The 19,888-nt window shown below is 63.6% G+C and carries 20 protein-coding genes; 10 read left to right on the top strand and 10 right to left on the bottom strand.

The annotated features are described in order from the left end of the window. Window positions 1–83: 83 nt before the first annotated feature. On the top strand, window positions 84–971 hold the full coding sequence (locus tag OCT39_RS05850) for an SIMPL domain-containing protein (protein WP_263586734.1): 888 nt from the start codon (window positions 84–86) through the stop codon (window positions 969–971). Here the strand turns inward: OCT39_RS05850 and serS are convergent. Beyond that, window positions 916–2,193: a serine--tRNA ligase gene (gene serS / locus OCT39_RS05845; RefSeq protein ID WP_263586733.1), complete on the bottom strand. Its 1,278-nt coding sequence runs from the start codon at window positions 2,191–2,193 to the stop codon at window positions 916–918. The two genes, OCT39_RS05850 and serS, sit on opposite strands and share 56 nt — an antisense overlap. A gap of 179 nt (window positions 2,194–2,372) precedes the next feature. On the opposite strand from serS, the gene OCT39_RS05840 reads away from it, so the two are divergent. Together OCT39_RS05840 and OCT39_RS05835 are read left to right on the top strand one after the other, a co-directional pair. Continuing rightward, the gene (locus OCT39_RS05840; protein ID WP_263586732.1) at window positions 2,373–2,963 is read left to right on the top strand and encodes a DUF4202 domain-containing protein; all 591 of its coding nucleotides are present in this window, start codon (window positions 2,373–2,375) and stop codon (window positions 2,961–2,963) included. Window positions 2,964–3,044: 81 nt separating this feature from the next. Further along, window positions 3,045–6,206, top strand: coding sequence for an FAD-binding and (Fe-S)-binding domain-containing protein (locus OCT39_RS05835; protein WP_263586731.1), 3,162 nt, complete (start codon window positions 3,045–3,047; stop codon window positions 6,204–6,206). 87 nt (window positions 6,207–6,293) lie between these two features. Here the strand turns inward: OCT39_RS05835 and trpC are convergent, their stop codons facing one another. The 3 genes from trpC to OCT39_RS05820 are packed head-to-tail and all read right to left on the bottom strand — an operon-like array spanning window position 6,294 to window position 8,731. Then, entirely contained in the window at window positions 6,294–7,097 is an 804-nt protein-coding gene (gene trpC / locus OCT39_RS05830; protein WP_263586730.1) for an indole-3-glycerol phosphate synthase TrpC, read from the bottom strand. A gap of 5 nt (window positions 7,098–7,102) precedes the next feature. Then, window positions 7,103–8,122, bottom strand: a complete 1,020-nt coding sequence (trpD, locus tag OCT39_RS05825; RefSeq protein WP_263586729.1) for an anthranilate phosphoribosyltransferase — start codon at window positions 8,120–8,122, stop codon at window positions 7,103–7,105. A gap of 36 nt (window positions 8,123–8,158) precedes the next feature. Further along, window positions 8,159–8,731 (bottom strand): anthranilate synthase component II, encoded by a 573-nt coding sequence (locus OCT39_RS05820; RefSeq protein WP_263587298.1) that lies wholly within the window; start codon window positions 8,729–8,731, stop codon window positions 8,159–8,161. Window positions 8,732–8,919: 188 nt separating this feature from the next. Between OCT39_RS05820 and OCT39_RS05815 the strand changes: the two genes are divergently transcribed. After that, window positions 8,920–9,831 carry a metal ABC transporter substrate-binding protein gene (locus OCT39_RS05815; protein WP_263586728.1) on the top strand — a complete coding sequence of 304 codons (912 nt, stop codon included), beginning with the start codon at window positions 8,920–8,922 and terminating at the stop codon, window positions 9,829–9,831. Window positions 9,832–9,843: 12 nt separating this feature from the next. Here the strand turns inward: OCT39_RS05815 and OCT39_RS05810 are convergent, their stop codons facing one another. Continuing rightward, a complete protein-coding gene (locus tag OCT39_RS05810) occupies window positions 9,844–10,512 on the bottom strand; it encodes a phosphoglycolate phosphatase (protein ID WP_263586727.1) in 669 nt (222 codons plus the stop codon). A 165-nt stretch (window positions 10,513–10,677) separates the two neighbouring features. On the opposite strand from OCT39_RS05810, the gene OCT39_RS05805 reads away from it, so the two are divergent. Beyond that, window positions 10,678–11,976, top strand: coding sequence for an NAD(P)/FAD-dependent oxidoreductase (locus OCT39_RS05805; RefSeq protein ID WP_263586726.1), 1,299 nt, complete (start codon window positions 10,678–10,680; stop codon window positions 11,974–11,976). Between the two features lie 56 nt (window positions 11,977–12,032). Here the strand turns inward: OCT39_RS05805 and rpe are convergent, their stop codons facing one another. Further along, complete coding sequence (gene rpe / locus OCT39_RS05800) at window positions 12,033–12,728, bottom strand: ribulose-phosphate 3-epimerase (protein ID WP_263586725.1); 696 nt, start codon at window positions 12,726–12,728, stop codon at window positions 12,033–12,035. 287 nt (window positions 12,729–13,015) lie between these two features. On the opposite strand from rpe, the gene cysP reads away from it, so the two are divergent. Genes cysP through OCT39_RS05780 form a run of 4 tightly spaced genes read left to right on the top strand, consistent with a single transcriptional unit; the run spans window position 13,016 to window position 16,820 of the window. Next, window positions 13,016–14,047, top strand: a complete 1,032-nt coding sequence (gene cysP, locus OCT39_RS05795; RefSeq protein WP_263586724.1) for a thiosulfate ABC transporter substrate-binding protein CysP — start codon at window positions 13,016–13,018, stop codon at window positions 14,045–14,047. A gap of 9 nt (window positions 14,048–14,056) precedes the next feature. Further along, on the top strand, window positions 14,057–14,911 hold the full coding sequence (cysT, locus tag OCT39_RS05790; protein ID WP_263586723.1) for a sulfate ABC transporter permease subunit CysT: 855 nt from the start codon (window positions 14,057–14,059) through the stop codon (window positions 14,909–14,911). Next, entirely contained in the window at window positions 14,911–15,738 is an 828-nt protein-coding gene (gene cysW, locus OCT39_RS05785) for a sulfate ABC transporter permease subunit CysW (protein WP_263586722.1), read from the top strand. The genes cysT and cysW overlap by 1 nt, the downstream gene beginning before the upstream one ends. After that, entirely contained in the window at window positions 15,735–16,820 is a 1,086-nt protein-coding gene (locus OCT39_RS05780) for a sulfate/molybdate ABC transporter ATP-binding protein (protein WP_263586721.1), read from the top strand. Before cysW ends, OCT39_RS05780 begins: the two co-directional genes overlap by 4 nt. 34 nt (window positions 16,821–16,854) lie before the next feature. On the opposite strand, the gene OCT39_RS05775 is transcribed toward OCT39_RS05780, so the two are convergent. Beyond that, window positions 16,855–17,469 carry an alpha-ketoglutarate-dependent dioxygenase AlkB family protein gene (locus OCT39_RS05775; RefSeq protein ID WP_263586720.1) on the bottom strand — a complete coding sequence of 205 codons (615 nt, stop codon included), beginning with the start codon at window positions 17,467–17,469 and terminating at the stop codon, window positions 16,855–16,857. Between the two features lie 93 nt (window positions 17,470–17,562). Here OCT39_RS05775 and OCT39_RS05770 point away from each other — a divergent pair, with 93 nt between their 5' ends. Beyond that, entirely contained in the window at window positions 17,563–18,156 is a 594-nt protein-coding gene (locus OCT39_RS05770; RefSeq protein ID WP_263586719.1) for a YajG family lipoprotein, read from the top strand. A gap of 25 nt (window positions 18,157–18,181) precedes the next feature. On the opposite strand, the gene tmpT is transcribed toward OCT39_RS05770, so the two are convergent. From tmpT to OCT39_RS05755, 3 genes are all read right to left on the bottom strand, one after another. Continuing rightward, the gene (gene tmpT / locus OCT39_RS05765; RefSeq protein ID WP_263586718.1) at window positions 18,182–18,811 is read right to left on the bottom strand and encodes a thiopurine S-methyltransferase; all 630 of its coding nucleotides are present in this window, start codon (window positions 18,809–18,811) and stop codon (window positions 18,182–18,184) included. 21 nt (window positions 18,812–18,832) lie between these two features. Next, complete coding sequence (locus OCT39_RS05760; protein ID WP_263586717.1) at window positions 18,833–19,468, bottom strand: TIGR04211 family SH3 domain-containing protein; 636 nt, start codon at window positions 19,466–19,468, stop codon at window positions 18,833–18,835. A 68-nt stretch (window positions 19,469–19,536) separates the two neighbouring features. Then, the gene (locus OCT39_RS05755) at window positions 19,537–19,866 is read right to left on the bottom strand and encodes a DUF1820 family protein (protein WP_252109111.1); all 330 of its coding nucleotides are present in this window, start codon (window positions 19,864–19,866) and stop codon (window positions 19,537–19,539) included. Between the last annotated feature and the right edge of the window lie 22 nt (window positions 19,867–19,888).

Below are 19,888 nucleotides of genomic sequence, written 5' to 3'. Positions count from 1 at the left end.
CTTCCAAGTCGTGTTCGCTTAGAGCCCTTCCCGGATCACTTCGACGGACGCTTTCGTCCAGCGCTTTTACAAGGAATCGTTTTATGACTTTAAACCCGTACGCTCGCTCGATGATGAAACTTCGCACTCACGTAGCCGGCACGGCCTTGGCCGCCCTGCTCTGCGCCGGTGCCGCCCAGGCCTCGACGATGCCGACGCAGCCCCCCGGGCTTAGCGTTCAGGCCCAGTCCTTCGTCGAAGTCGAACCGGACAAGGCGAGCCTCTCGGCCAGGCTTTGGGAAAACACCCCCGCTGTGTCATCGCTCGACGATAGCGAACAGGGCGCACTTGGCGAGGCCCGCCAGCGCCTGGAAGAGCGCTCGCGCCAGCTGATCGAGGCGATGGAAGAGGCCGGGCTGAGTGAGCGCGCCATTAGCGCAGGCTCGCTCAACGTCTATCAAGAGCAAATGAACCAGCCCCAGGGCCAGGGTGGCGAACAGGAGATGATGGTGCGCACGCGGGTCGAGCGCCCCTTCGATATCGAGCTCTCAGACATCGACCGGCTCAACGACGTGCTGGACGCGCTGGTCGATGCCGGCGTCAACGCGCTGGACGGTGTCCAGTTCGATCTCAAGGACCGCGAAGCGGCGACCGACGAGGCGCTGGTGATGGCGCTCGAGAAAGCGCAGCGCAAGGCGGAGCTCATGGCCCAAACGCTGGGCGCCGAGCTCGGTGACGTGCAGCATATCGCCGAAACCCAGGCCCCGGTGTTCCAGCCGCGCATGATGGCGATGCGCGCCGAAAGCGCCCCGAGCGGCGCCAGCGATGAACCCAACGCCGAGTACCGCCCCGGCATCATTCGCATCGATGCCGGTGTCAACGTCGAATGGGCACTCGCCGGCCAGAACGACGGCGAGCGCGGTGACGAGCGTGGTGCTAGAGAGCGAGACGCTCGAGACCACCAAGATACGGACGCAGCGGCTCAGGAATAACGACCGAGCCATCCGCCTGCTGGTGATTCTCCAGAACCGCCAGCAGGCAGCGCCCCACTGCCAGCCCCGAGCCGTTCAGGGTGTGAAGCAGCTGGGGCTTTTTCGTGTCCGGCTTACGGTAGCGCGCCTGCATGCGACGCGCCTGAAAATCCTCGCAGTTGGACACCGACGAGATCTCGCGGAAGGTTTCCTGGCTTGGTAGCCACACTTCCAGGTCATAGGTTTTCGCCGCGCCAAAGCCCATGTCGCCGGTGCACAGCGTTACCACGCGATACGGTAGCTCCAGCGCCTGAAGGATCGCCTCGGCGTGGCCGCGCATCTCCTCCAGTGCCTCGTAGCTCTTCTCCGGCTCGACGATCTGCACCATCTCGACCTTGTCGAACTGGTGCTGGCGAATCATGCCGCGGGTATCGCGCCCGTAGGCACCTGCCTCGCTACGAAAACACGGCGTGTGCGCGGTCAGCTTCATGGGAAGCTGGGCCTGTTCGACGATCTCGTCACGCACGAAGTTGGTCAGCGGCACTTCCGAGGTGGGAATCAGGTGGTACTCGCGCTCGTCGTCGAGCTTGAACAGGTCCTCGCCGAATTTCGGCAGCTGCCCGGTGCCCATCAGCGAGTCCCGGTTGACCATGTAGGGTACGTAGCACTCTTCGTAGCCGTGGGACAGCGTCTGGGTGTCCAGCATGAACTGGGCCAGCGCCCGGTGCAGGCGCGCAATCGGCCCACGCATGACGGCAAAGCGCGCGCCGGTGAGTTTTGATGCGAGTTCGAAATCGAGATAGCCGGATTTCTTGCCCAGATCGACGTGGTCGAGCACCTCGAAATCGAAGGTTCGCGGCGTACCCCAGCGGTGCAGCTCGACGTTGTCGTCTTCGCTTTTGCCTTCGGGCACGCTTTCGTGGGGCACGTTGGGAATGCCGCTGACCGCATCGTCCCACTCGGCCTGCACCGCGGCGAGTTCCTCCTTCGCGGCGTCGAGACGACCACCCAGATCGTCGACTTCGCTCAGAAGCGGCTGGATATCCTCACCCTGAGCCTTGGCCTTGCCGATCGCCTTCGATCGGGTGTTACGCTCGTTTTGCAGCTGCTCGGTCCGGGTCTGCAGCTCGCGGCGGCGCGACTCGAGCGCCTCGAGACCCGACGTGTCCAGTGCATAGCCGCGCTTGGCAAGCTGTGATGCCAGCGCATCCAGGTCGGTACGCAGCAGTTTCGGATCGAGCATGAAGACTCCTTGGCCTAAATCGGTTGAACACGGCGCACGCCGCCGGTGATAAAGCGTCCTATTGTAGGCAAAAGCGCGGCAAGGGGCTACGCCAAGCCCGCCTTGCGAAGGCCAGCATTGAGATCCCACCCATTTATCGGCAATCTGAGGCATCGATTTCCTTTAAAGGCACCGCGCTCATGTCGACCGCTTTTGATCAGACCCTGCAGGCCATCGATGCGCTTCACGGCGAAGACCCTCGCCACGTTGAGGCGCCCGGCGGTGAATCGACGCCGCAGGAGCTCGCCTACGCCGAGCGCATGACCCACTGGCTGTTTGCGCTCGAAAGCGCGCCGGATGAGCTATTGCAGCTGGCGGTGCGCGCGCAGCACCTGCAGCGCTGGAAAGTGCCGCGCAGCGACTACCCCGAGGGGCGGGTCGGCTATTTGACCTGGCGGCGCGATCAGGGCCTGCGCGCCGGCGAAACCGTCGCCGAGATCATGACCAGGGCCGGCTTCGATGATGAAGACGCCAAGCGGGTCGCGGATATGATCGCCAAGAAGGGGCTGGGGCGCGACGCCAACGTGCAGACGCTGGAGGACTGCGCCTGCCTGGTGTTTCTGGAGAACCACTTCGCGGCGTTTGCCACCAAAATCGAGCACGACCACATGGTGCGCATCGTGCAGAAAACCTGGCGCAAGATGTCCGAGCGGGCCCATACGCTTGCGCTATCACTGCCCATGACGCCGGGCAGCGCCGCGATCGTCGAACAAGCTCTGGCAGCGCCGTAACGCGTCGAAGATGCACGCGCGGCCGGGCTCCGGTAAAGTAGAGCGCCTCTTCTATTCGCTGCAATGACGGCTCGACCGACCATGATAGCTTCGCTTGATTCGCGCAAGATCCCGTTTTCCGGCCTGGGCGAGCGCTACATGCGCTTTTTGCAGGCACTCAAGGCGCGTGGCTTCGAGGGCGAGATCGCCCCGGACCACGCCAGCCGCACGGTGCTTGCCACCGATAACTCCATCTACCAGCGCCAGCCCCAGGCGGCGGTGTTCCCGCGTCACGCCGAGGATCTGGAGCGCCTTGCCCGGCTCGCCGTCGAGCTGCCCTACCGCGATATCGTGCTCACCCCGCGCGGCGGCGGCACCGGCACCAACGGGCAGTCGCTGACCGACGGCCTGGTAGTGGACGTCTCGCGCCACATGAACCGAATTCTCGAGATCGACGCGGACAATCGCCGCGTGCGCGTTCAGGCCGGCGTGGTGAAGGATCAGTTGAACGCCGCGCTCAAGCCTTACGGGCTTTTCTTCGCCCCGGAGCTTTCGACCTCGAATCGCGCCACCATCGGCGGCATGATCGCCACCGATGCCAGCGGCCAGGGCAGCTGCGTCTACGGCAAGACCCGCGATCACGTACTCGAGCTCGATACCGTACTGCTCGGCGGCGCCCATCTGCACAGCCGAGCGCTCGACGCCGAGGAAGAAGCAAAGGCGCTCGAGGAGCCCGGGGCGCTCGGGCGCGTTCACCGCGTCGCGGCCAGCATCATCGATGAGCAGCGCGCGCTGATCGAGGCGACCTTTCCGCCGCTCAACCGCTGCCTGACCGGTTATGATCTGGCGCACCTGCGCGATGATCAGGGGCGGCTGAACCTCAACAGCCTACTGTGTGGCGGCGAAGGCTCGCTTGGTCTGGTCAGTGAAGCGGTGCTCAACGTGCTGCCGATCCCCAAACACTCGACGCTGATCAACGTGCGCTACCCGGGCTTCATGGAGGCGCTGCGCGATGCCAAGGCGCTGATGGCCAGCGCCCAGCCGACCTCGATCGAAACCATCGACGATACGGTGCTCAAGCTCGCCATGGAGGATTTCGTCTGGGACGGCGTGGCCGCGTTCTTCCCGGAAAGCGACCCGCCTACCGGCGGTATCAACCTGGTCGAGTTCAGCGGCGACGACGAGGCCGCACTCGCCGAGCGGGTGGCGGCGTTCACCGAGCACCTCGGTCGTGACGCCACCGTTACGCGGCTGGGCTATACCGAGGCGCGCGGCCGCGAGCAGATCAGTACGGTTTACGGCATGCGCAAGCGCTCGGTGGGCCTTCTGGGCAACGTGCAGGGCGAGAAGCGCCCGTTGCCGTTCGTGGAGGACACGGCGGTGCCGCCGGAGCACCTGGCGGATTACATCAGTGAGTTTCGCGCGCTGCTCGATGCCCGCGGGCTCGACTACGGCATGTTCGGCCACGTCGATGCCGGTGTGCTCCACGTGCGCCCGGCGCTGGACATGAAGGACCCGGCCCAACAGGCGCTGATTCGCGAGATTTCCGATGAGCTCGCCGCGCTCACGCAGAAGTACGGCGGGCTTTTCTGGGGCGAACACGGCAAGGGTATCCGCTCGGAGTACTCACCCAAGTTCTTTGGCAAACTCTACCCGAGCCTGCAGCGCGTCAAGGCGGCGTTCGACCCCCACAACCAGCTGAACCCGGGCAAGATCGCTACACCTGCCAGCGACGACCAGACGCCTTCGACGCTGATCGCCGTCGACCGCGACCCGGTCGAGCGCGACCCGGTCGAGCGCGACCCGGTCGTCCGCGACCCGGGGCTATTGACCATCGACGGCGTGACCCTTCGCGGCGAGCTCGACCGTACCATCGACGAGCGCGCCTGGCAGGCGTATGACGCCGCGGTCTACTGCAACGGCAACGGCGCCTGCTACAACTATGACGTCGACGACCCGATGTGCCCCTCCTGGAAAGCGACGCGCGATCGTATCCACTCCCCCAAGGGCCGCGCGAGCCTGGTGCGCGAATGGCTGCGCCTGCAGTCCAACGCCGGTATCGATGTGGTCGAGGAGTCGCGCAGGAAAAAGGCCGAAACGGGCTTTGGCTTTGTTAAAAGCCTGCCCAAACGGATCAGCAACACGCTCAGCCGCGAGCAGCATCACGATTTTTCCCATCAGGTGTACGACGCCATGGCCGGATGCCTGTCGTGCAAGTCCTGCGCCGGCCAGTGCCCGGTGAAGGTGAACGTGCCGCAGTTTCGTTCGCAGTTTCTGGAGGTTTATCACGGGCGCTATCTGCGCCCGGTGCGCGACTACGTGATCGGCGCCACCGAGTGGACGCTGCCCTGGCTTGCCAAAATGGCGCCGCTCTACAACGCCGCGATCCAGAAGCCCTGGATGGAGCGTTTGATGCGCCGGTCGATCGGCATGAGCGACTCGCCGACGCTATCGCGCGCCAGCGTGAAAAAGCAGCTGCGTGCCTGGGGCGTGGCCGAGGCCACCCCGACCTCGCTTGCGCTTCTGACCGAGCGCCAGCGGGCGAAAAGCGTGATTCTGGTGCAGGACGCCTTCACCACCCACATGGAAGCGGACCTGGTGCTGGACGTGGTGGAGCTTCTGCACCGCCTGGACGTGCGCGTGTTCGTGCTGCCGTTTGCAGCCAACGGCAAGCCGCTGCAGGTGCAGGGCTTTCTCGGCGCCTTCGAGCGCACCGCCGAGAAACAGGCCAAACGCCTGCGCGCGCTGGCCGAATTCTCGATCCCCTTCGTCGGCATCGATCCGGCCATGACGCTGACCTACCGGCAGGAGTACGTGAAGGCGCTCGGCCGTGAGGCCGTGCCCGACGTGCTGATGCTGCAGGAGTGGCTGGTGACCCAAACCCAGGCGCTGGCCTCGTTCAAGGGGCGGCTGGCGGACCCGGGCTACCGGCTCTTGTCCCACTGCACTGAAAAAACCAACGCGCCGGGCAGCCCGAAAGCCTGGCAGCAGGTGTTCGCCGCCTTTGGCCTCGAGCTCGAGCTTCTGGCCACCGGCTGTTGCGGCATGTCCGGCACCTACGGCCACGAAACCCGCAACGTCGCCACCTCGAAGGTCATCTACGCTCAGTCCTGGCAGCCCCAGGTCGAGGCCACGGAGAACGCCGACCGGCTGTTGGCCACCGGCTATTCGTGTCGCAGCCAGGTCAAGCGCTACTCGGAACGTACGCTCGCGCACCCGCTGCAGGCGCTGCTGCGCTGCCTGAAAGCCGCCGCGCCGGCGTAGCGCCTTGCAAAGCGAAAAAGCCCCGAGCGCGATCGCCCGGGGCTTTTTTATTCCTGCGCTGACCAGTGCCAGGCAAGCAAAACGGCGCTAGAAGAAGAGCGCGCCGAGCGCCTGGCCCGGGTCATCCTTGCGCATGAATGCCTCGCCCACCAGAAAGCCGTTTACCTGGTGATCGCGCATCCGGGTGACATCGTCGCGGGTCAGAATGCCGGACTCGGTGATCACCGTGACGTCCTCGGGAATACGCGGCAATAATTCGATGGTCGTGTCGAGGTCGGTCTCAAAAGTGTGCAGGTCGCGGTTGTTGATGCCGACCAGCTTCAACTCCAGCGCCAGCGCCCGCTCGAGCTCCTGGCCATCGTGCACCTCGACCAGCACGTCCATACCCAGATCCGTCGCCTGACGGTGCAGGGTTGCCAGGGTTTTGTCATCCAGGGCGGCGGCGATCAACAGAATACAGTCAGCGCCGATCGCCCGGGCCTCGGTGACTTGATAGCCGTGAGTGATGAAGTCCTTGCGGATGACCGGAAGCGTACAGGCGTTTCTCGCGGCGATCAGGTCGTCCTCGTGGCCCTGAAAGAAGTCCGCATCGGTGAGCACCGACAGACACGCCGCGCCTCCGGCCTCGTAGCTTTCGGCGATGGCCGCCGGGTCGAACGCTTCGCGGATCACCCCGCGCGAGGGCGAGGCCTTTTTCACCTCGGCGATGATCGCCGGATCCCCCGCGGCGATGCGTCGGTTGAGGGCGTCGATGAAGCCGCGCGGCGCGCTCTGCTTCCGGGCAAGCGCGAGCAGGTCGTCTTCAGAAACCGCCTGACGGCGGGTGGCGACTTCTTCATCCTTGCGCGCGAGAATGCGCGTCAGAATGGTGGGCGTTGAGGAGCTGGACATGAGAATTACTCTTTGAACACGCTGGTAAAGTGCGAAAGCTCCTTGAGCTTTTCAAGCGGCAGTTTGGAGGCTTGGGCATCCTGGGCGACGGCCACACCCTCTTTCAGGGAGTCCGCAATACCCGCGCAGTAGAGCGCCGCGCCGGCGTTGAGCGTGACGATATCCGCCTCCGGGCCGTCGCCGACCAGCGCGGCCTTGACCAGGCGCAGGCTCTCCTCGGCGGTCGCCGCCTTGAGCGTGGCAAGGCTTTGACGCTCGATACCAAGCGCCTCCGGCGTAATGGTGTACTCGATGATCTCGCCATCCTTGAGCTCCGCCACCTGGGTGGGCGCGGCCAGCGATATCTCGTCGAGGCCATCCTCGGAGTGCACGACCATGGCATGACGGCTGCCGAGTTTCTTGAGCGCCTCGGCCATCAGCGGCACCAGGTGCGGGGCGTAAACGCCGAGTACCTGATTGGGGGCGCTGGCCGGGTTGGTCAGCGGCCCCAGAATGTTGAACAGCGTGCGCACGCCCATTTCGCGACGCGGGCCGATGGCGTAGCGCATCGCCGGGTGATGGTTGGGGGCGAACATGAAGCCGACGCCGACCTGCTCGATACAGCGCGCGACCTGCTCCGGGGAAAGATCCAGATAGATACCGGCGATATCGAAAAGATCTGCGCTTCCCGACGAGGACGACACGCTGCGGTTGCCGTGCTTGGCCACGTGGGCCCCGGCGGCGGCGGCGACGAAGCTCGACGCGGTGGAGACGTTGAACAAGTTCGCGCCGTCGCCGCCGGTGCCGACGATATCCACCACGTTGTCGGTGAAGAGCCGCACCGGGCGCATCAAATCGCGCATTACCTGGGCGGCGGCGCTGACCTCGACGGCGCTCTCCCCTTTCATGGAGAGCCCGACCAGCAAACCGCCGATCTGGGCGTCGGAGGCTTCGCCGGTCATGATCTGATGCATCAGCGTGCGCATGACGTCGAAAGATAGATCTTCACGGCGCATCACCGCGTTGATGGCGTCTCGCATTTGCATGAAAGGACAGGCCTCTTTACGTAAAAAAGTGAGCAGTCAGCTGCGCGTTAGAAAATTGGCCAGCAGCGCGTGACCCTGACGGGTCAGTATCGACTCAGGATGAAACTGCACCCCTTCGATATCAAGCGTTCGGTGGCGCATCCCCATGATCAGCCCCGGCGTTTCGTCACCAGCCGTCGTCCAGGCGGTGACCTCGAAACACGCGGGCAAGCTTTCGCGCTCGACGACCAGCGAATGGTAGCGGGTCACCTCGAGCGGCGTTTCCAGAGCGCGAAACACGCCAATGCCCGTGTGCTCGATGGATGACGTTTTACCGTGCATCACCTTCGGCGCCCGCACGACCCGCGCCCCGAAGGCCTGGCCGATCGCCTGATGACCCAGGCACACGCCCAAAATGGGCAGCGTGCCGGCAAAGCGCTCGATGGCCGAAAGCGACACGCCCGCCTCGTTGGGCGTACAGGGCCCGGGGGAAATCACCAGGTGCGACGGCGCCAATGCCTGGATCTCATCAAGCGTTATGGCGTCGTGACGATAGGTCAATACCTCGGCGCCCAACTCGCTCAGGTACTGAACGATATTGAACGTGAAGCTATCGTAGTTATCGATCATCACCACACGCGGTGTCTTGTCCGCTATCGCCACGCTTACCCCATCACACTGATCAATCGGCTAAAAACGATGATACCCTAACCGGGCGGCGCGTTGCAGTGGTCAGGCGATATCAACGCCGCGCGGGCACTGGCAAGACGCTCGTGCAATTATTATGATCTGGCGTTTTTTAACGAGGAACATTTGGAATGAAGCACCGCGCCATCCTTGGGAGTCTATTGGTCGCCGGTTTGTTGGCCCTGGCCCTCCCCGTGCAGGCCGCGCCCTCGTATAAAGTGATGGCCTCGTTTTCGGTGATCGGTGATTTGGTACAACGCATCGCCGGCGACGACATCAGCGTCGAGACCATCGTGCCCCGCGGCCAGGATGTGCACCGCTGGGAGCTGACCCCGCCCAACGTGCTGGCGATCGAAGAGGCGGATATCGTCTTCTATAACGGCTACGGGCTCGAGCCTTGGCTTAGGCACGTCGAGGCCATGGCGGATCAGCGCCTGCGCCTCAAACCCGTGGCCGAGCGGGCGCAGTTTGAAACGCTGCCGGTGACGGTGGGCCGGCTCCATGGCAGCGTCGACCCGCACCTGTGGATGGACCCGGCCGGCGCCAGCGCCTACGTCGACGTCATTGCGCGCACCCTGGGCGAGCAGTATCCGGAAAAGCGCGACGCGTTCGAGGAGCGCGCCGCGCGCACCCGCGAGTCGCTGGCGCTTTTGAGCGCGCGTCTCACTGAGCGCCTGGAAGGTATTCCCCAAACCAACCGTGTGCTTTATACCAGCGAAGCCGGGATGGCGTATTTTGCCCGCGCCTTCGATTTCGACTACGCCGCCATCTGGGGCAGCAACAGTGAGCGCCTGGGCAGCGCCTTCGATATGGCGGTGATGAGCGAGCGGCTGACCCACACCCGCCCACCGGCGCTTTTTTACGAGAGCACCACGCCCTGGATTCACATGGATGCGCTATCGCGGGAGAGCAATATTGCGCTCGCCGGCCCCTTGTTCGTCGATAGTCTCGGCGACACCGACAGCCCCGCCTATAACTACCCGGGCATGCTCAACTACAACGCCGAGCTTCTGCACAGGGCGCTCGGCGGCGCTCGGCCCTGAGCCGGGGCATTGTCAATCGAGTAGCGCGGTGAGGCTCGCCACGCAAAGATCCGGCCGGCTCGCCTCGATCGGCTCCCCGTGGTTGTAGCCATAAGGCAGGGCGACGGTGGCGAACCCCGCCGCCCTGCCCGCCTCGATATCGTGTTTAGAATCCCCCACCATCACGCATGCCTTTGGCGCTGCGCCCAGCGTATTTGCAGCGTGCAGCAGCGGAAGCGCACTCGGCTTTTTCTCGACCAGGGTGTCGCCGCCGATACAGAGCGCGAACCAATTCAACAGGCCGAAATGTTCGAGAATCGGCGCGATGAAGCGTTCGGGCTTGTTGGTGATTAGCGCAAGCGCGAAGCCGGCCTCATCGAGCGCGGCCAGCGTCTTTTCAACGCCATCGTACACACGGGTATGGGCAAACGGCGCGGCGCCGTAGTGGCGCATGAACGCCTCATACGCCTGGGTCAAAAGCGTGTTGTCTGGCGCCTTACCCAGCGCCCAGGTCAGGGCGCGCTCGACCAGCGACCGGGCGCCGTTGCCCACCCAGTCGCGCACGTTGGCCTCGTCCGGGGCGCGAACGCCGACCTCATCGAGCGCTTTTTGCACGCCCACGGCCAAATCCGGCACGGAGTCGATCAGGGTGCCGTCCAAGTCGAAAGCGATGAGCCGCTTGTCCGTTAAAATCGCGTGCATGAAACCTTCCTGTGGTGTTTACAAGGAGCTGTCGAAAAGCGGTAAGCTCAGAGTGCCAAAAAGCACGCCCTGCGTCAGGCGAAAAGACGATAAAACCGCGCGCCGCCATTCGTCAGAATCAGTAGAAAGCACTATGCTGAAGCCAAATTTGCCAAGGAGAAGCCAGTGACTCACCCAAGGATCGTCATCGTCGGCGGCGGCGCGGGAGGCCTTGCGCTCGCCACGCGTTTAGGGCGCACGCTCGGCAAGAAGCAGCGCGCCGAAATCGTCCTTCTGGACCGCAGCGCCACCCACGTCTGGAAGCCGCTGCTGCATGAGCTGGCCACCGGCGTGTTGAACTCTGCCATGGACGAGGTCGACTTTCGCGGCCACTCCAGCGCCCACGGTTACCGCTACCAGCGCGGCTCGCTGTGCGGGCTCGACCGGGAAAACAAAACGTTGAGCCTGGCCCCCATTCTCGACGAGGATGGTATCGAGGTGCTGCCCGAGCGCACCCTCACCTATGACTACCTGGTGCTCTCGCTTGGCAGCGTCTCGAACGACTTCGGCACCAAGGGCGTGGCTGAGCACTGCCACTTCATCGACTCGCCCCAGCAAGCGAAGCTCTTTCAGCGCGACATGATCAACACCTTCCTGCGCTACACCGACCCGACGCTTCGAACCCACACCACACTAAGCGTCGGGATCGTCGGCGGCGGTGCGACCGGGGTGGAGCTCGCCGCGGAGCTTCTGGACGTCACCCGCCTGCTCAATGCCTATGGGGTCACCAACGTCGACGACAACCAGATCAGCGTTCACCTGATCGAGGCGGCGCCGCGCATTCTGCCCGCCCTTTCCGAACGCGTCAGCCAAACCGTTCACAAGGAGCTCGAAAGCCTGGGCGTCAACATCCATCTGGAAACCGCGATCAAGGAGGCGCGGGAGTACGAGCTGGTCACCGGTGACGGCGAAACGATCGAAACCGATCTGAACGTCTGGGCTGCGGGCATCAAGGCGCCGGACTTTCTCGCCGAACTGGGGCTTACGGTGAACAAGAGAAACCAGGTATGCGTCCAGCAGACCATGCAGAGCGTCGACGACCCGAGCATTTTCGCCATGGGCGACTGCGCCAGCTGCCCTCAGGGCGACGACTCCACGGTGCCACCCCGGGCCCAGGCCGTGCGCCAGCAGGCGGGGGTGTTGGCGGAAAATATCACGCGGGCGCTCGAGAGCAAGGAACTCAAGCCCTTCAAGTACAAGGATAACGGCTCGCTGGTGTCGCTTGCCCGCTACGACGCGGTTGGCAACCTGATGCGCGGTGGCGCCTCACGCGGACTGTTTCTGGAAGGCTGGATGGCGCGCAACGCCTACGCCTCGCTCTACCGCATGCACCAGGTCTCGATTCACGGCGTACCGAAAACCGGACTGACCTGGGTGGTGGACAAGCTAAACCGTTATCTGAAGCCGCGCATGAAGCTGCACTGAGCGCGACCTGATGATTTTCCAGAATGAGTGGCCTCTGAATTTAGCGGCCTATCGGATTAGTGGCCTACCAAAGCCTGGCGCAGTGAGCCGATCACGCTGTCGTAGCCGTTCGGATCGCTTTTGCTGTGTGCATTGAAGATCGCGGAGCCGGCGACGAACGTATCCGCGCCGGCCTCCCTGATGGCCTGAATGTTATCCACCTTGACGCCGCCGTCGACCTCCAGGCGAATCGGGTGCGGGGCGGCGTCGATACGCGCGCGCGCTTGCCTGAGCTTGTCCAGCGTCGCCGGAATGAACGACTGCCCGCCAAAGCCCGGGTTGACGCTCATCAGCAGCACCATATCGATCTTGTCCATCACGTAGTCGAGATAGGAAAGCGGCGTGGCCGGGTTGAACACCAGTCCCGCCTTGCAGCCGGCGTCGCGAATCAGCTGGAGCGAGCGGTCGATATGCTCGGAGGCTTCCGGGTGAAACGTGATGTAGCTGGCACCGGCCTCGATGAAATCACCGATCATGCGATCCACCGGCTTGACCATCAGATGCACGTCGATGGGTGCGGTCACGCCGTGGTCTCTAAGCGCCTTGCACACCATCGGCCCAATGGTCAGATTCGGCACGTAGTGGTTGTCCATGACGTCGAAGTGGACGATGTCGGCGCCAGAGGCGAGCACGTTGTCGACCTCTTCCCCCAGGCGGGCGAAGTTGGCAGAGAGAATCGAAGGGGCGATGAGAAAATCTTTCGCGGCGGTCATAAACGCTCCAGGGTAAAGCGGGCGCGCCTCAAAGGCGCTGACAAAGCGCGCATGATACCAGAGTCCGACGTTTCAGCGCCTGTCCGCTTAGCGGCGAGGGAACGGTCATTATTCCTCAATCGAATATAAAGGCAGATTGTAATTCCTGAAACACAGGACTAACCTTGTCTTATCCCGAAAAAGTCTATGGCCAGACCGACTCTACCGATCTCCATGGACGCCGTGCTTGCATGATCGCTCGGCACCTCGCTCACTCCTACTTGCCTGCCAACAAAAGGAAAGATTCGATGCGCTTACCGCTTGCCCTCTCTGCTCCCTTCACCCGCACCGCGCTGGCCCTTGCTCTCAGCGCCACCGCTGCTGGCGCGACCGGTACCGCCATGGCCCAGGAGCGCGAGCTTCTGAACTCGTCCTACGATATCGCTCGCGAGCTGTTCGCCGCGATCAATCCGGACTTCATCGAGTGGTGGGAGCAGGAGCACGACGAAGAGGTCAGCGTGAGCCAGTCCCACGGCGGCTCCTCTGCCCAGGCGCGTGCCATCATGCAGGGCCTTCGCGCCGATGTCGTCACCTTCAACCAGGTGACCGATGTCGACGTACTGGCGGACGCCGGGCTGGTCGACGAGGACTGGCAGGACGCGTTCGACAACAACGCCTCGCCCTACTACTCCACCACGGCCTTTCTGGTGCGCAAGGACAACCCCAAGGGTATCGAGAGCTGGGACGATCTGGTTCAGGAAGACGTCGAGCTGGTATTCCCCAACCCGAAAACCTCCGGCAACGCACGCTACACCTACCTCGCCGCCTGGGGCTTCGCCGATCGTGAATTCGAGGGTGACGAAGAGCAGATTCATGAGTTCATGCGTACCCTTCTCGCCAACGTGGCGGTATTCGACACCGGCGGTCGCGGCGCCACCACGAGCTTCATCGAACGCGGCATTGGCGACGTGCTGATCAGCTTCGAGTCCGAGGTGAACAACATTCGCCGCGAGTACGGCAGCGACGATTACGAAGTCATCGTGCCGCCAATGAGCGTGCTGGCGGAGTTCCCGGTCGCGGTGGTCTCGGAAAACGCCGAGCGTAACGGCAACGAGGACCTCGCTCAGGGCTATCTCGACTACCTCTACACCGAAGAGGCTCAGCGCACGCTGGCCGGCTTCAACTACCGCGTTCATAACGACGCCGTGGTAGAAGAGTTCGCCGACGAGTTTCCGGAAACCGAGCTTTTCAACGTCGACGACGTCTTCGGCAGCTGGGACGAGATCATGGAAACGCATTTTGAGAGCGGCGGCATGCTCGACCAGCTTCAGCGTCGCTAACGGCTCGGCATGAAATCGTTGAGCTTTCGCCAATCCGGCAGCGCGCGCGTGCTGCCGGGTTTTGGTTTGTCCATGGGTATCAGCGTGCTGTTCATTTCGCTGGTGCTGCTTTTACCCATCACCGGGCTGTTCGGCCAGCTGGCGGGGTTGAGCCTCGCCGAGTACTGGTCGATCGTTACGGAAGGCCGAGTGGTGGCAAGCTATATGGTGACGCTGGGCGCGGCGGCGGTGGCTGCATTGGTCAATGCAGCGTTCGGGCTGCTGTTGGCCTGGGTGCTGGTACGCTACGAGTTTCCCGGCAAGCGGCTTCTGGACGCGCTGATGGACCTGCCCTTTGCGCTCCCCACCGCCGTGGCCGGCATTACGCTTGCCACGCTCTACGCCAGTAACGGCTGGATGGGTCGACTGCTCGAGCCGCTGGGGTTTCAGGTGGCCTACACCTGGGTGGGCATTGCGCTTGCCATGGCGTTCACCAGTATTCCCTTCGTGGTGCGCACGGTGCAGCCGGTGCTGGAGGATCTACCGGGGGAGATCGACGAGGCGGCGATGTCGCTCGGCGCCACCGACGGCGTCGCGTTTCGCCGCGTGATCATGCCGCACCTGTGGCCAGCGCTGGTCACCGGCACCGGGCTCGCCTTCGTGCGCTCGCTCGGTGAGTTCGGGGCGATCATCTTCATCGCCGGCAACATGCCTTATGAAACCGAAATCACCGCACTGATGATTTTCGTGCGCCTGCAGGAGTACGACTACGCCGGCGCCTCGGCGATCGCCTCAGTCGTGCTGTTCACTTCACTGGCGCTGCTGCTCGCGATCAACGTGTGGCAGGGGCGCTTCGTTCGTCGTCTGCACGGAGGATCTACCTGATGCGCCGCGTGGGTGATGCACCGCTGGTTCGAAATATCCTGATAGCCGCCGCCGTTTTCTTATCGGCGCTGTTTCTGCTGCTGCCGCTGGTCGCCATTTTCGCCCAGGCGCTGTCCAGCGGCGTGATGGTGTTCTGGGAAAACGTCAGCAACGTCTATACCCTGCACGCCATTGGCCTGACGCTTTTGATCGCGCTGATGACCATTCCGGTGTGCCTGGTATTTGGCGTGGCGCTGGCCTGGCTGGTCACCCGGTTTCGCTTTCCCGGTCGGCGAATTCTGCAAACGCTGATCGACATTCCCTTCGCGGTATCGCCGGTGGTGGCAGGGCTCGTTTATCTGCTGCTCTACGGGCGTAACGGCTGGATCGGAAGCTTTCTGGACGGCTACGATATCCAGCTGATGTTCGCCTGGCCGGGAATTTTGATGGTCACCATCTTCGTCACCTGCCCGTTCGTCGCCCGTGAGCTGATTCCGCTGATGCAGGCCCAGGGCACCCGCGAAGAGGAAGCAGCGGTGACCCTGGGCGCCTCCGGCTGGATCGTCTTTCGCCGCGTCACGCTGCCCAACATCAAGTGGGCGCTTTTGTATGGCGTCATTTTGACCAACGCCCGAGCAGTGGGTGAGTTCGGCGCCGTGTCGGTAGTGTCCGGGGCGATTCGCGGCCAGACCAACACTCTGCCGCTGCACCTCGAGCAGCTTTACCAGGATTACAATGCGGTCGGGGCGTTTTCGAGCGCGGCGCTGCTGGCGCTGATTGCGCTTTTGACGCTGGCGACCAAGGCGGCCCTTCAGCGGCGCGCCACCCGCCGGGAGGCCATTTTATGAGCATCGAGCTACACCATATCGCCAAGCACTTCGGCGCCACTCAGGCGCTCGAGCCGATCGATCTCAACATTCACGACGGCGAGCTGGTGGGCCTTCTGGGGCCGTCAGGCTCCGGCAAGACCACGCTTTTGCGCATCATCGCGGGGCTCGAAAACGCCGACCGCTCGCCCACCCCGGGTAAAATCCTGTTCGGCGAGCGCGACGTGACCCACGTGCACGTACGCGACCGACGCATCGGCTTCGTCTTTCAACACTACGCGCTTTTTCGCCACATGAGCGTGTTCGATAACGTCGCCTTCGGTCTGACCGTGATGCCGCGCAAGGACCGCCCATCGAAAGGCGAGATTCGCGCGCGGGTCTTTCGGCTTCTGGAAATGGTCAAGCTCGAGCACTTCGCCAACCGCCTGCCGGCCCAGCTCTCCGGCGGTCAGCAGCAGCGGGTGTCGCTGGCACGGGCACTTGCGGTCCAGCCGGACGTACTGCTGCTCGACGAGCCTTTCGGCGCGCTGGACGCCAAGGTGCGCCAGGACCTTCGCCGGTGGCTGCGCCGCCTGCACGAAGAGCTGGGGTTTACCAGCGTGTTCGTCACCCACGACCAGGAGGAGGCGCTGGAGCTTTCCGACCGCGTGGTGGTCATGAGTAACGGCCGCATCGAGCAGATCGATACGCCCGAGGCGCTCTACCGGGCACCGAAAAACCGCTTCGTGTTCGAGTTTCTGGGCGACGTCAACCATCTGGAAGGCCACGTCAAAAACGGCGTGCTCACCTGCGGCGATGCGAAGCTCAAGGTCGACCTACCGGATGGTGACGAGGAGCTCTTGCTGCGCCCCCACGAGGTGCGCCTGGCGGAAACGTTCGAGCCCGGCGTTCACCTGCCGATGACGATCACCGCGTTTTCGCTGGTCGGCGCCGAGGTGCGCGTGGAGCTCGAAGCCGACTGGCTCGGCGCACCCTGGCTTGCCACGGTACGCCACTCGGATTTCGAGCGCCTGAAGATCCATCGCGGCCAGCGCCTTTACGCCCACCCAAGGCGCTGGCACCGCTTCAAGGACGACGCGGCGAAGACACGCCAGCCCCACTAAACGAAGGCGCCGCTGACCAGCGGCGCCTTCGCGTTCATCCGGCGCGCAGCTGGCGAAAGGTCAGATTCACCCGCGCATCCGTACACTTTTTGGTTTTGGGCAGGCTGTGCCACCAGTGGGTCTGGGTCGCCCCCCGCATGATCAGAAGGCTGCCATGTTCCAGCAAAAGCGAGACGCGCTCGCCGCTCGCCTTGTGCTTGAACGAGAAACGCCGCTCGCCGCCGAGCGTCAGCGAGGCGATGATGCCTTGCTCGGCAAGCTCGCGCTCGTCGTCGCTGTGCCAGCCCATGCCCTCCTCGCCCGAGTGGTAGAGATTGCACAGGCACGAATCAAAGCGCGCCCCACTTGCCCGCTCTACCCGCTCTTTCAGCGCCTGCAAAAGCGCCGGCCAAACCCGCGCCCGTTTGGTCTGACCCGAGTAGGTGTAGGTGGCCGGCGCATCGGCGTACCAGGCGACCTTACGCCGGGTGGTGATGTCACGGCCGAACATCACCACACGCTCGTGGGCCCAGTCGAGCTCTAAAACACAGCGCGTGAAGTAGGCGCTTGCCTCGCGCTCGGTGAGCACCGGGCCGAGGTAAAACGCCTCGCCGTCGTGGGGCAGCAAATTGGCCGGCGGCGGCGTGTCGAAAAGCGCCTCTTGCTCCATGAAAACTCTCCAGAAACGTGCCTTTGGGTTTGCATGTACCCGACGCGCGAGCGCAGGCTATACTGGCCTTTTTAACCATCGCGGAGAAACACCATGCTTCGGCGTCATTTTTTAACGCTCACCACGGCGCTTGTCGCAGGCGCCTGGCTTACCGGCTGCGCCAGCCCCCAGTACCTTCAGCTAAGCCCGGAGCGCACCGCCGAGGTGCCCAAGGCGGGCTCGGGGCAGCAGGTCAGCGTCGCAGCGGTCGACGCCCGTGAAAGCGAAGTGATCGGCACCCGCGCCGGCGGCAGCATGTCCACGGCCCAGATTACGGTCAACAGCCACGAACTGGTGCCGAGGCTTCAAGCCGAGGCGGAGCGCGCGGTGCGCGAAATGGGTTTCAACCCCACCAGTAGCCCAGTGCAAAACGCCCCGAGCCTGACGCTGGAGCTTGCCAGCCTGCACTACGGCCAGGCCGACAGCGGCCAACCCCTGGTCGACGAAGCGCGCATCGAAGCGGTCTTTCGCGCCATCGCGCAAAACCGCGGCACCACCTACACCGGCACTTATACCTCGCGGCGCACCCAGGGCTACGCCATCAAGCCCGGTGAGGCGACCAACACGCGCATGATCAACGATTTGCTCAGCGACGGCATGAATCGCGCGTTCAGCGACCCCGAGCTTGCAAGGCTTCTGGCCCGCTAACCGCGCCGCTACCTGAAGGCGCGGGTCACGCCGGCCCGCGCCGCTTGAGCGCCCACACCTGCTCGCTGACGCCGCGCGCGTCCGCCTCACGTTGTTCCAGCAGCGTCAGCGCAAAGTTGGGCGACAAAAGCCGTCGAATCTCCTCTTCCGCTACGCTGTAGGGCGGGCCTTCCTCGCCATTTTCGTGGGTCACGCTGATCAAAAGCCCTGCCGCCCCGGGCGGCAAAAGCTGCGCCAGATGAAACGCGTAGCGCGCCCGGGTGGCCGGGGGCAGCGCGATCAGCGCGGCGCGGTCGAAAAACGCGTCGAGCTGCGAGGCCTGGCGGCGGGTAAGATGGAAAAAGTCGCCGCACCAAAGCTCGACATTGGCCTGGCGGGCAATATCGAACCCGGTCTGGCGGTAGCGCGACACTCCAAGCGGGCGCTGCGCTAAAAACTGCGCCACCGCTTCCGGGGCGAGCTCGATGCCGAGTACCGCATGGCCGCGCTCGGCAAGCCAGCGCATGTCCAGGCTTTTACCGCACAGCGGTACCAGCACTCTGGCGTTTTGGGCGACGTTCAAATCCGGCCAGTGTCGAACCAGCGCCGGGTGAGTCACCGATTGGTGAAAGCCGATACGCCCTTCTTGCCAGCGCTTGCGCCACGCGTTCTCCATCGATACCTCTTGGCTGGGCGCTTAGAACCAGCGGTCGCGTTTTTTACGCCGGCGCGGCAGGTGCGGCACGATCAGCCCCACCAGAAGCCCGGCCCCGGCCACGCCGCCTCCGTACATGAAATAGCGCATCAAAAGATCCTCTTCCTGGGTGTCCAGGCGGGCCTCGAGCGCGCGCACCTGCTGGCGAGACTGATCGGTTACGCTTTCGAGCTCGCGGTTGCGCGCTTCGAGCTCGGTGATACGCTGCTCGCGTACCTCAAGCGTCTCACGCATCGAGGAGACGCGCTCCTCCCAGGTATCGTTGATACCGTCGAGCTCCTGGGTGAGTTCACCGACCTGGTCTTCGAGTTCGGGAAGCTGCTCGCGGGCGCTCGGGGTTTGCTGCAGTTCGTCGCTGAGTACCCATACGGCGTCACCGCCGCTTCCGCGTACGCGGGTGTAGTCGCCGCTCTCTTCGAGCACCTCGACCTCTTCGCCGGCGTTGAGCGTTCCCACGATACGGTAGCCGTCGGTAGGGCCGCTACGCACGAAGGTGCTGAGCTCTTCGCTGACCCAGGCCTGACTATCGTTTTGGGCGAGCGCCGTAGAGCTTGCCCCACCCATCAATAAACCGGCACTCGCCAGACAACCCATGAAACGAGACTTTTTTACTTGCATGACTAACATCCTGATCAAAAAACACGTACGTCGAGCATCGTTGCCCAAAGGAAGGCGCGCCCGTACGCTTACCTTTCACCGCGAGGTGGCAGCGGGAAGGGACGAGTAAATTCCGCGACGCGGCTATCGCTTTTGACGACTTTCAGCGGGCCTTCACGCTCGACTTCGTCGATCCGCACGATGGCGTTGAGCGGCAGGTAGCTTCGCTTGACGCCCTCGAAGGTGCGCTGCAGTTTTTCAGCGCCCGGGTCGACCACCACCCGCGAAACATCGTCAAAGACAAACTCCTCGACTTCAATAAAGCCCCAGAGTTCGCTTTGAAAGATCTCTCTGACGTATAAATCCCACACTTCACCCTGCTGGTGAACCACTACCCGATAGATTGGCTTGGGCGCCATTCTGGCGTCGTCCTCTTGGCGT

It is taken from the genome of Halomonas sp. GD1P12 (assembly GCF_025725645.1).
Lineage (GTDB): Bacteria > Pseudomonadota > Gammaproteobacteria > Pseudomonadales > Halomonadaceae > Vreelandella.
Note: the sequence above shows the minus strand (reverse complement) of the source record. Positions and strands in the feature narration are given on the sequence as shown.

What these genes read in the sequence shown, in the direction of transcription:
- OCT39_RS05755 (WP_252109111.1), bottom strand. Translation starts at nt 19,866, where the DNA reads ATGGCGCCCAAGCCAATCTATCGGGTAGTGGTTCACCAGCAGGGTGAA.
- cysW (WP_263586722.1), top strand. Translation starts at nt 14,911, where the DNA reads ATGCGCCGCGTGGGTGATGCACCGCTGGTTCGAAATATCCTGATAGCC.
- OCT39_RS05850 (WP_263586734.1), top strand. Translation starts at nt 84, where the DNA reads ATGACTTTAAACCCGTACGCTCGCTCGATGATGAAACTTCGCACTCAC.
- OCT39_RS05810 (WP_263586727.1), bottom strand. Translation starts at nt 10,512, where the DNA reads ATGCACGCGATTTTAACGGACAAGCGGCTCATCGCTTTCGACTTGGAC.
- serS (WP_263586733.1), bottom strand. Translation starts at nt 2,193, where the DNA reads ATGCTCGATCCGAAACTGCTGCGTACCGACCTGGATGCGCTGGCATCA.
- OCT39_RS05780 (WP_263586721.1), top strand. Translation starts at nt 15,735, where the DNA reads ATGAGCATCGAGCTACACCATATCGCCAAGCACTTCGGCGCCACTCAG.
- OCT39_RS05775 (WP_263586720.1), bottom strand. Translation starts at nt 17,469, where the DNA reads ATGGAGCAAGAGGCGCTTTTCGACACGCCGCCGCCGGCCAATTTGCTG.
- rpe (WP_263586725.1), bottom strand. Translation starts at nt 12,728, where the DNA reads ATGACCGCCGCGAAAGATTTTCTCATCGCCCCTTCGATTCTCTCTGCC.
- OCT39_RS05770 (WP_263586719.1), top strand. Translation starts at nt 17,563, where the DNA reads ATGCTTCGGCGTCATTTTTTAACGCTCACCACGGCGCTTGTCGCAGGC.
- OCT39_RS05815 (WP_263586728.1), top strand. Translation starts at nt 8,920, where the DNA reads ATGAAGCACCGCGCCATCCTTGGGAGTCTATTGGTCGCCGGTTTGTTG.
- cysT (WP_263586723.1), top strand. Translation starts at nt 14,057, where the DNA reads ATGAAATCGTTGAGCTTTCGCCAATCCGGCAGCGCGCGCGTGCTGCCG.
- cysP (WP_263586724.1), top strand. Translation starts at nt 13,016, where the DNA reads ATGCGCTTACCGCTTGCCCTCTCTGCTCCCTTCACCCGCACCGCGCTG.
- trpC (WP_263586730.1), bottom strand. Translation starts at nt 7,097, where the DNA reads ATGTCCAGCTCCTCAACGCCCACCATTCTGACGCGCATTCTCGCGCGC.
- OCT39_RS05835 (WP_263586731.1), top strand. Translation starts at nt 3,045, where the DNA reads ATGATAGCTTCGCTTGATTCGCGCAAGATCCCGTTTTCCGGCCTGGGC.
- trpD (WP_263586729.1), bottom strand. Translation starts at nt 8,122, where the DNA reads ATGCAAATGCGAGACGCCATCAACGCGGTGATGCGCCGTGAAGATCTA.
- tmpT (WP_263586718.1), bottom strand. Translation starts at nt 18,811, where the DNA reads ATGGAGAACGCGTGGCGCAAGCGCTGGCAAGAAGGGCGTATCGGCTTT.
- OCT39_RS05760 (WP_263586717.1), bottom strand. Translation starts at nt 19,468, where the DNA reads ATGCAAGTAAAAAAGTCTCGTTTCATGGGTTGTCTGGCGAGTGCCGGT.
- OCT39_RS05840 (WP_263586732.1), top strand. Translation starts at nt 2,373, where the DNA reads ATGTCGACCGCTTTTGATCAGACCCTGCAGGCCATCGATGCGCTTCAC.
- OCT39_RS05820 (WP_263587298.1), bottom strand. Translation starts at nt 8,731, where the DNA reads ATGATCGATAACTACGATAGCTTCACGTTCAATATCGTTCAGTACCTG.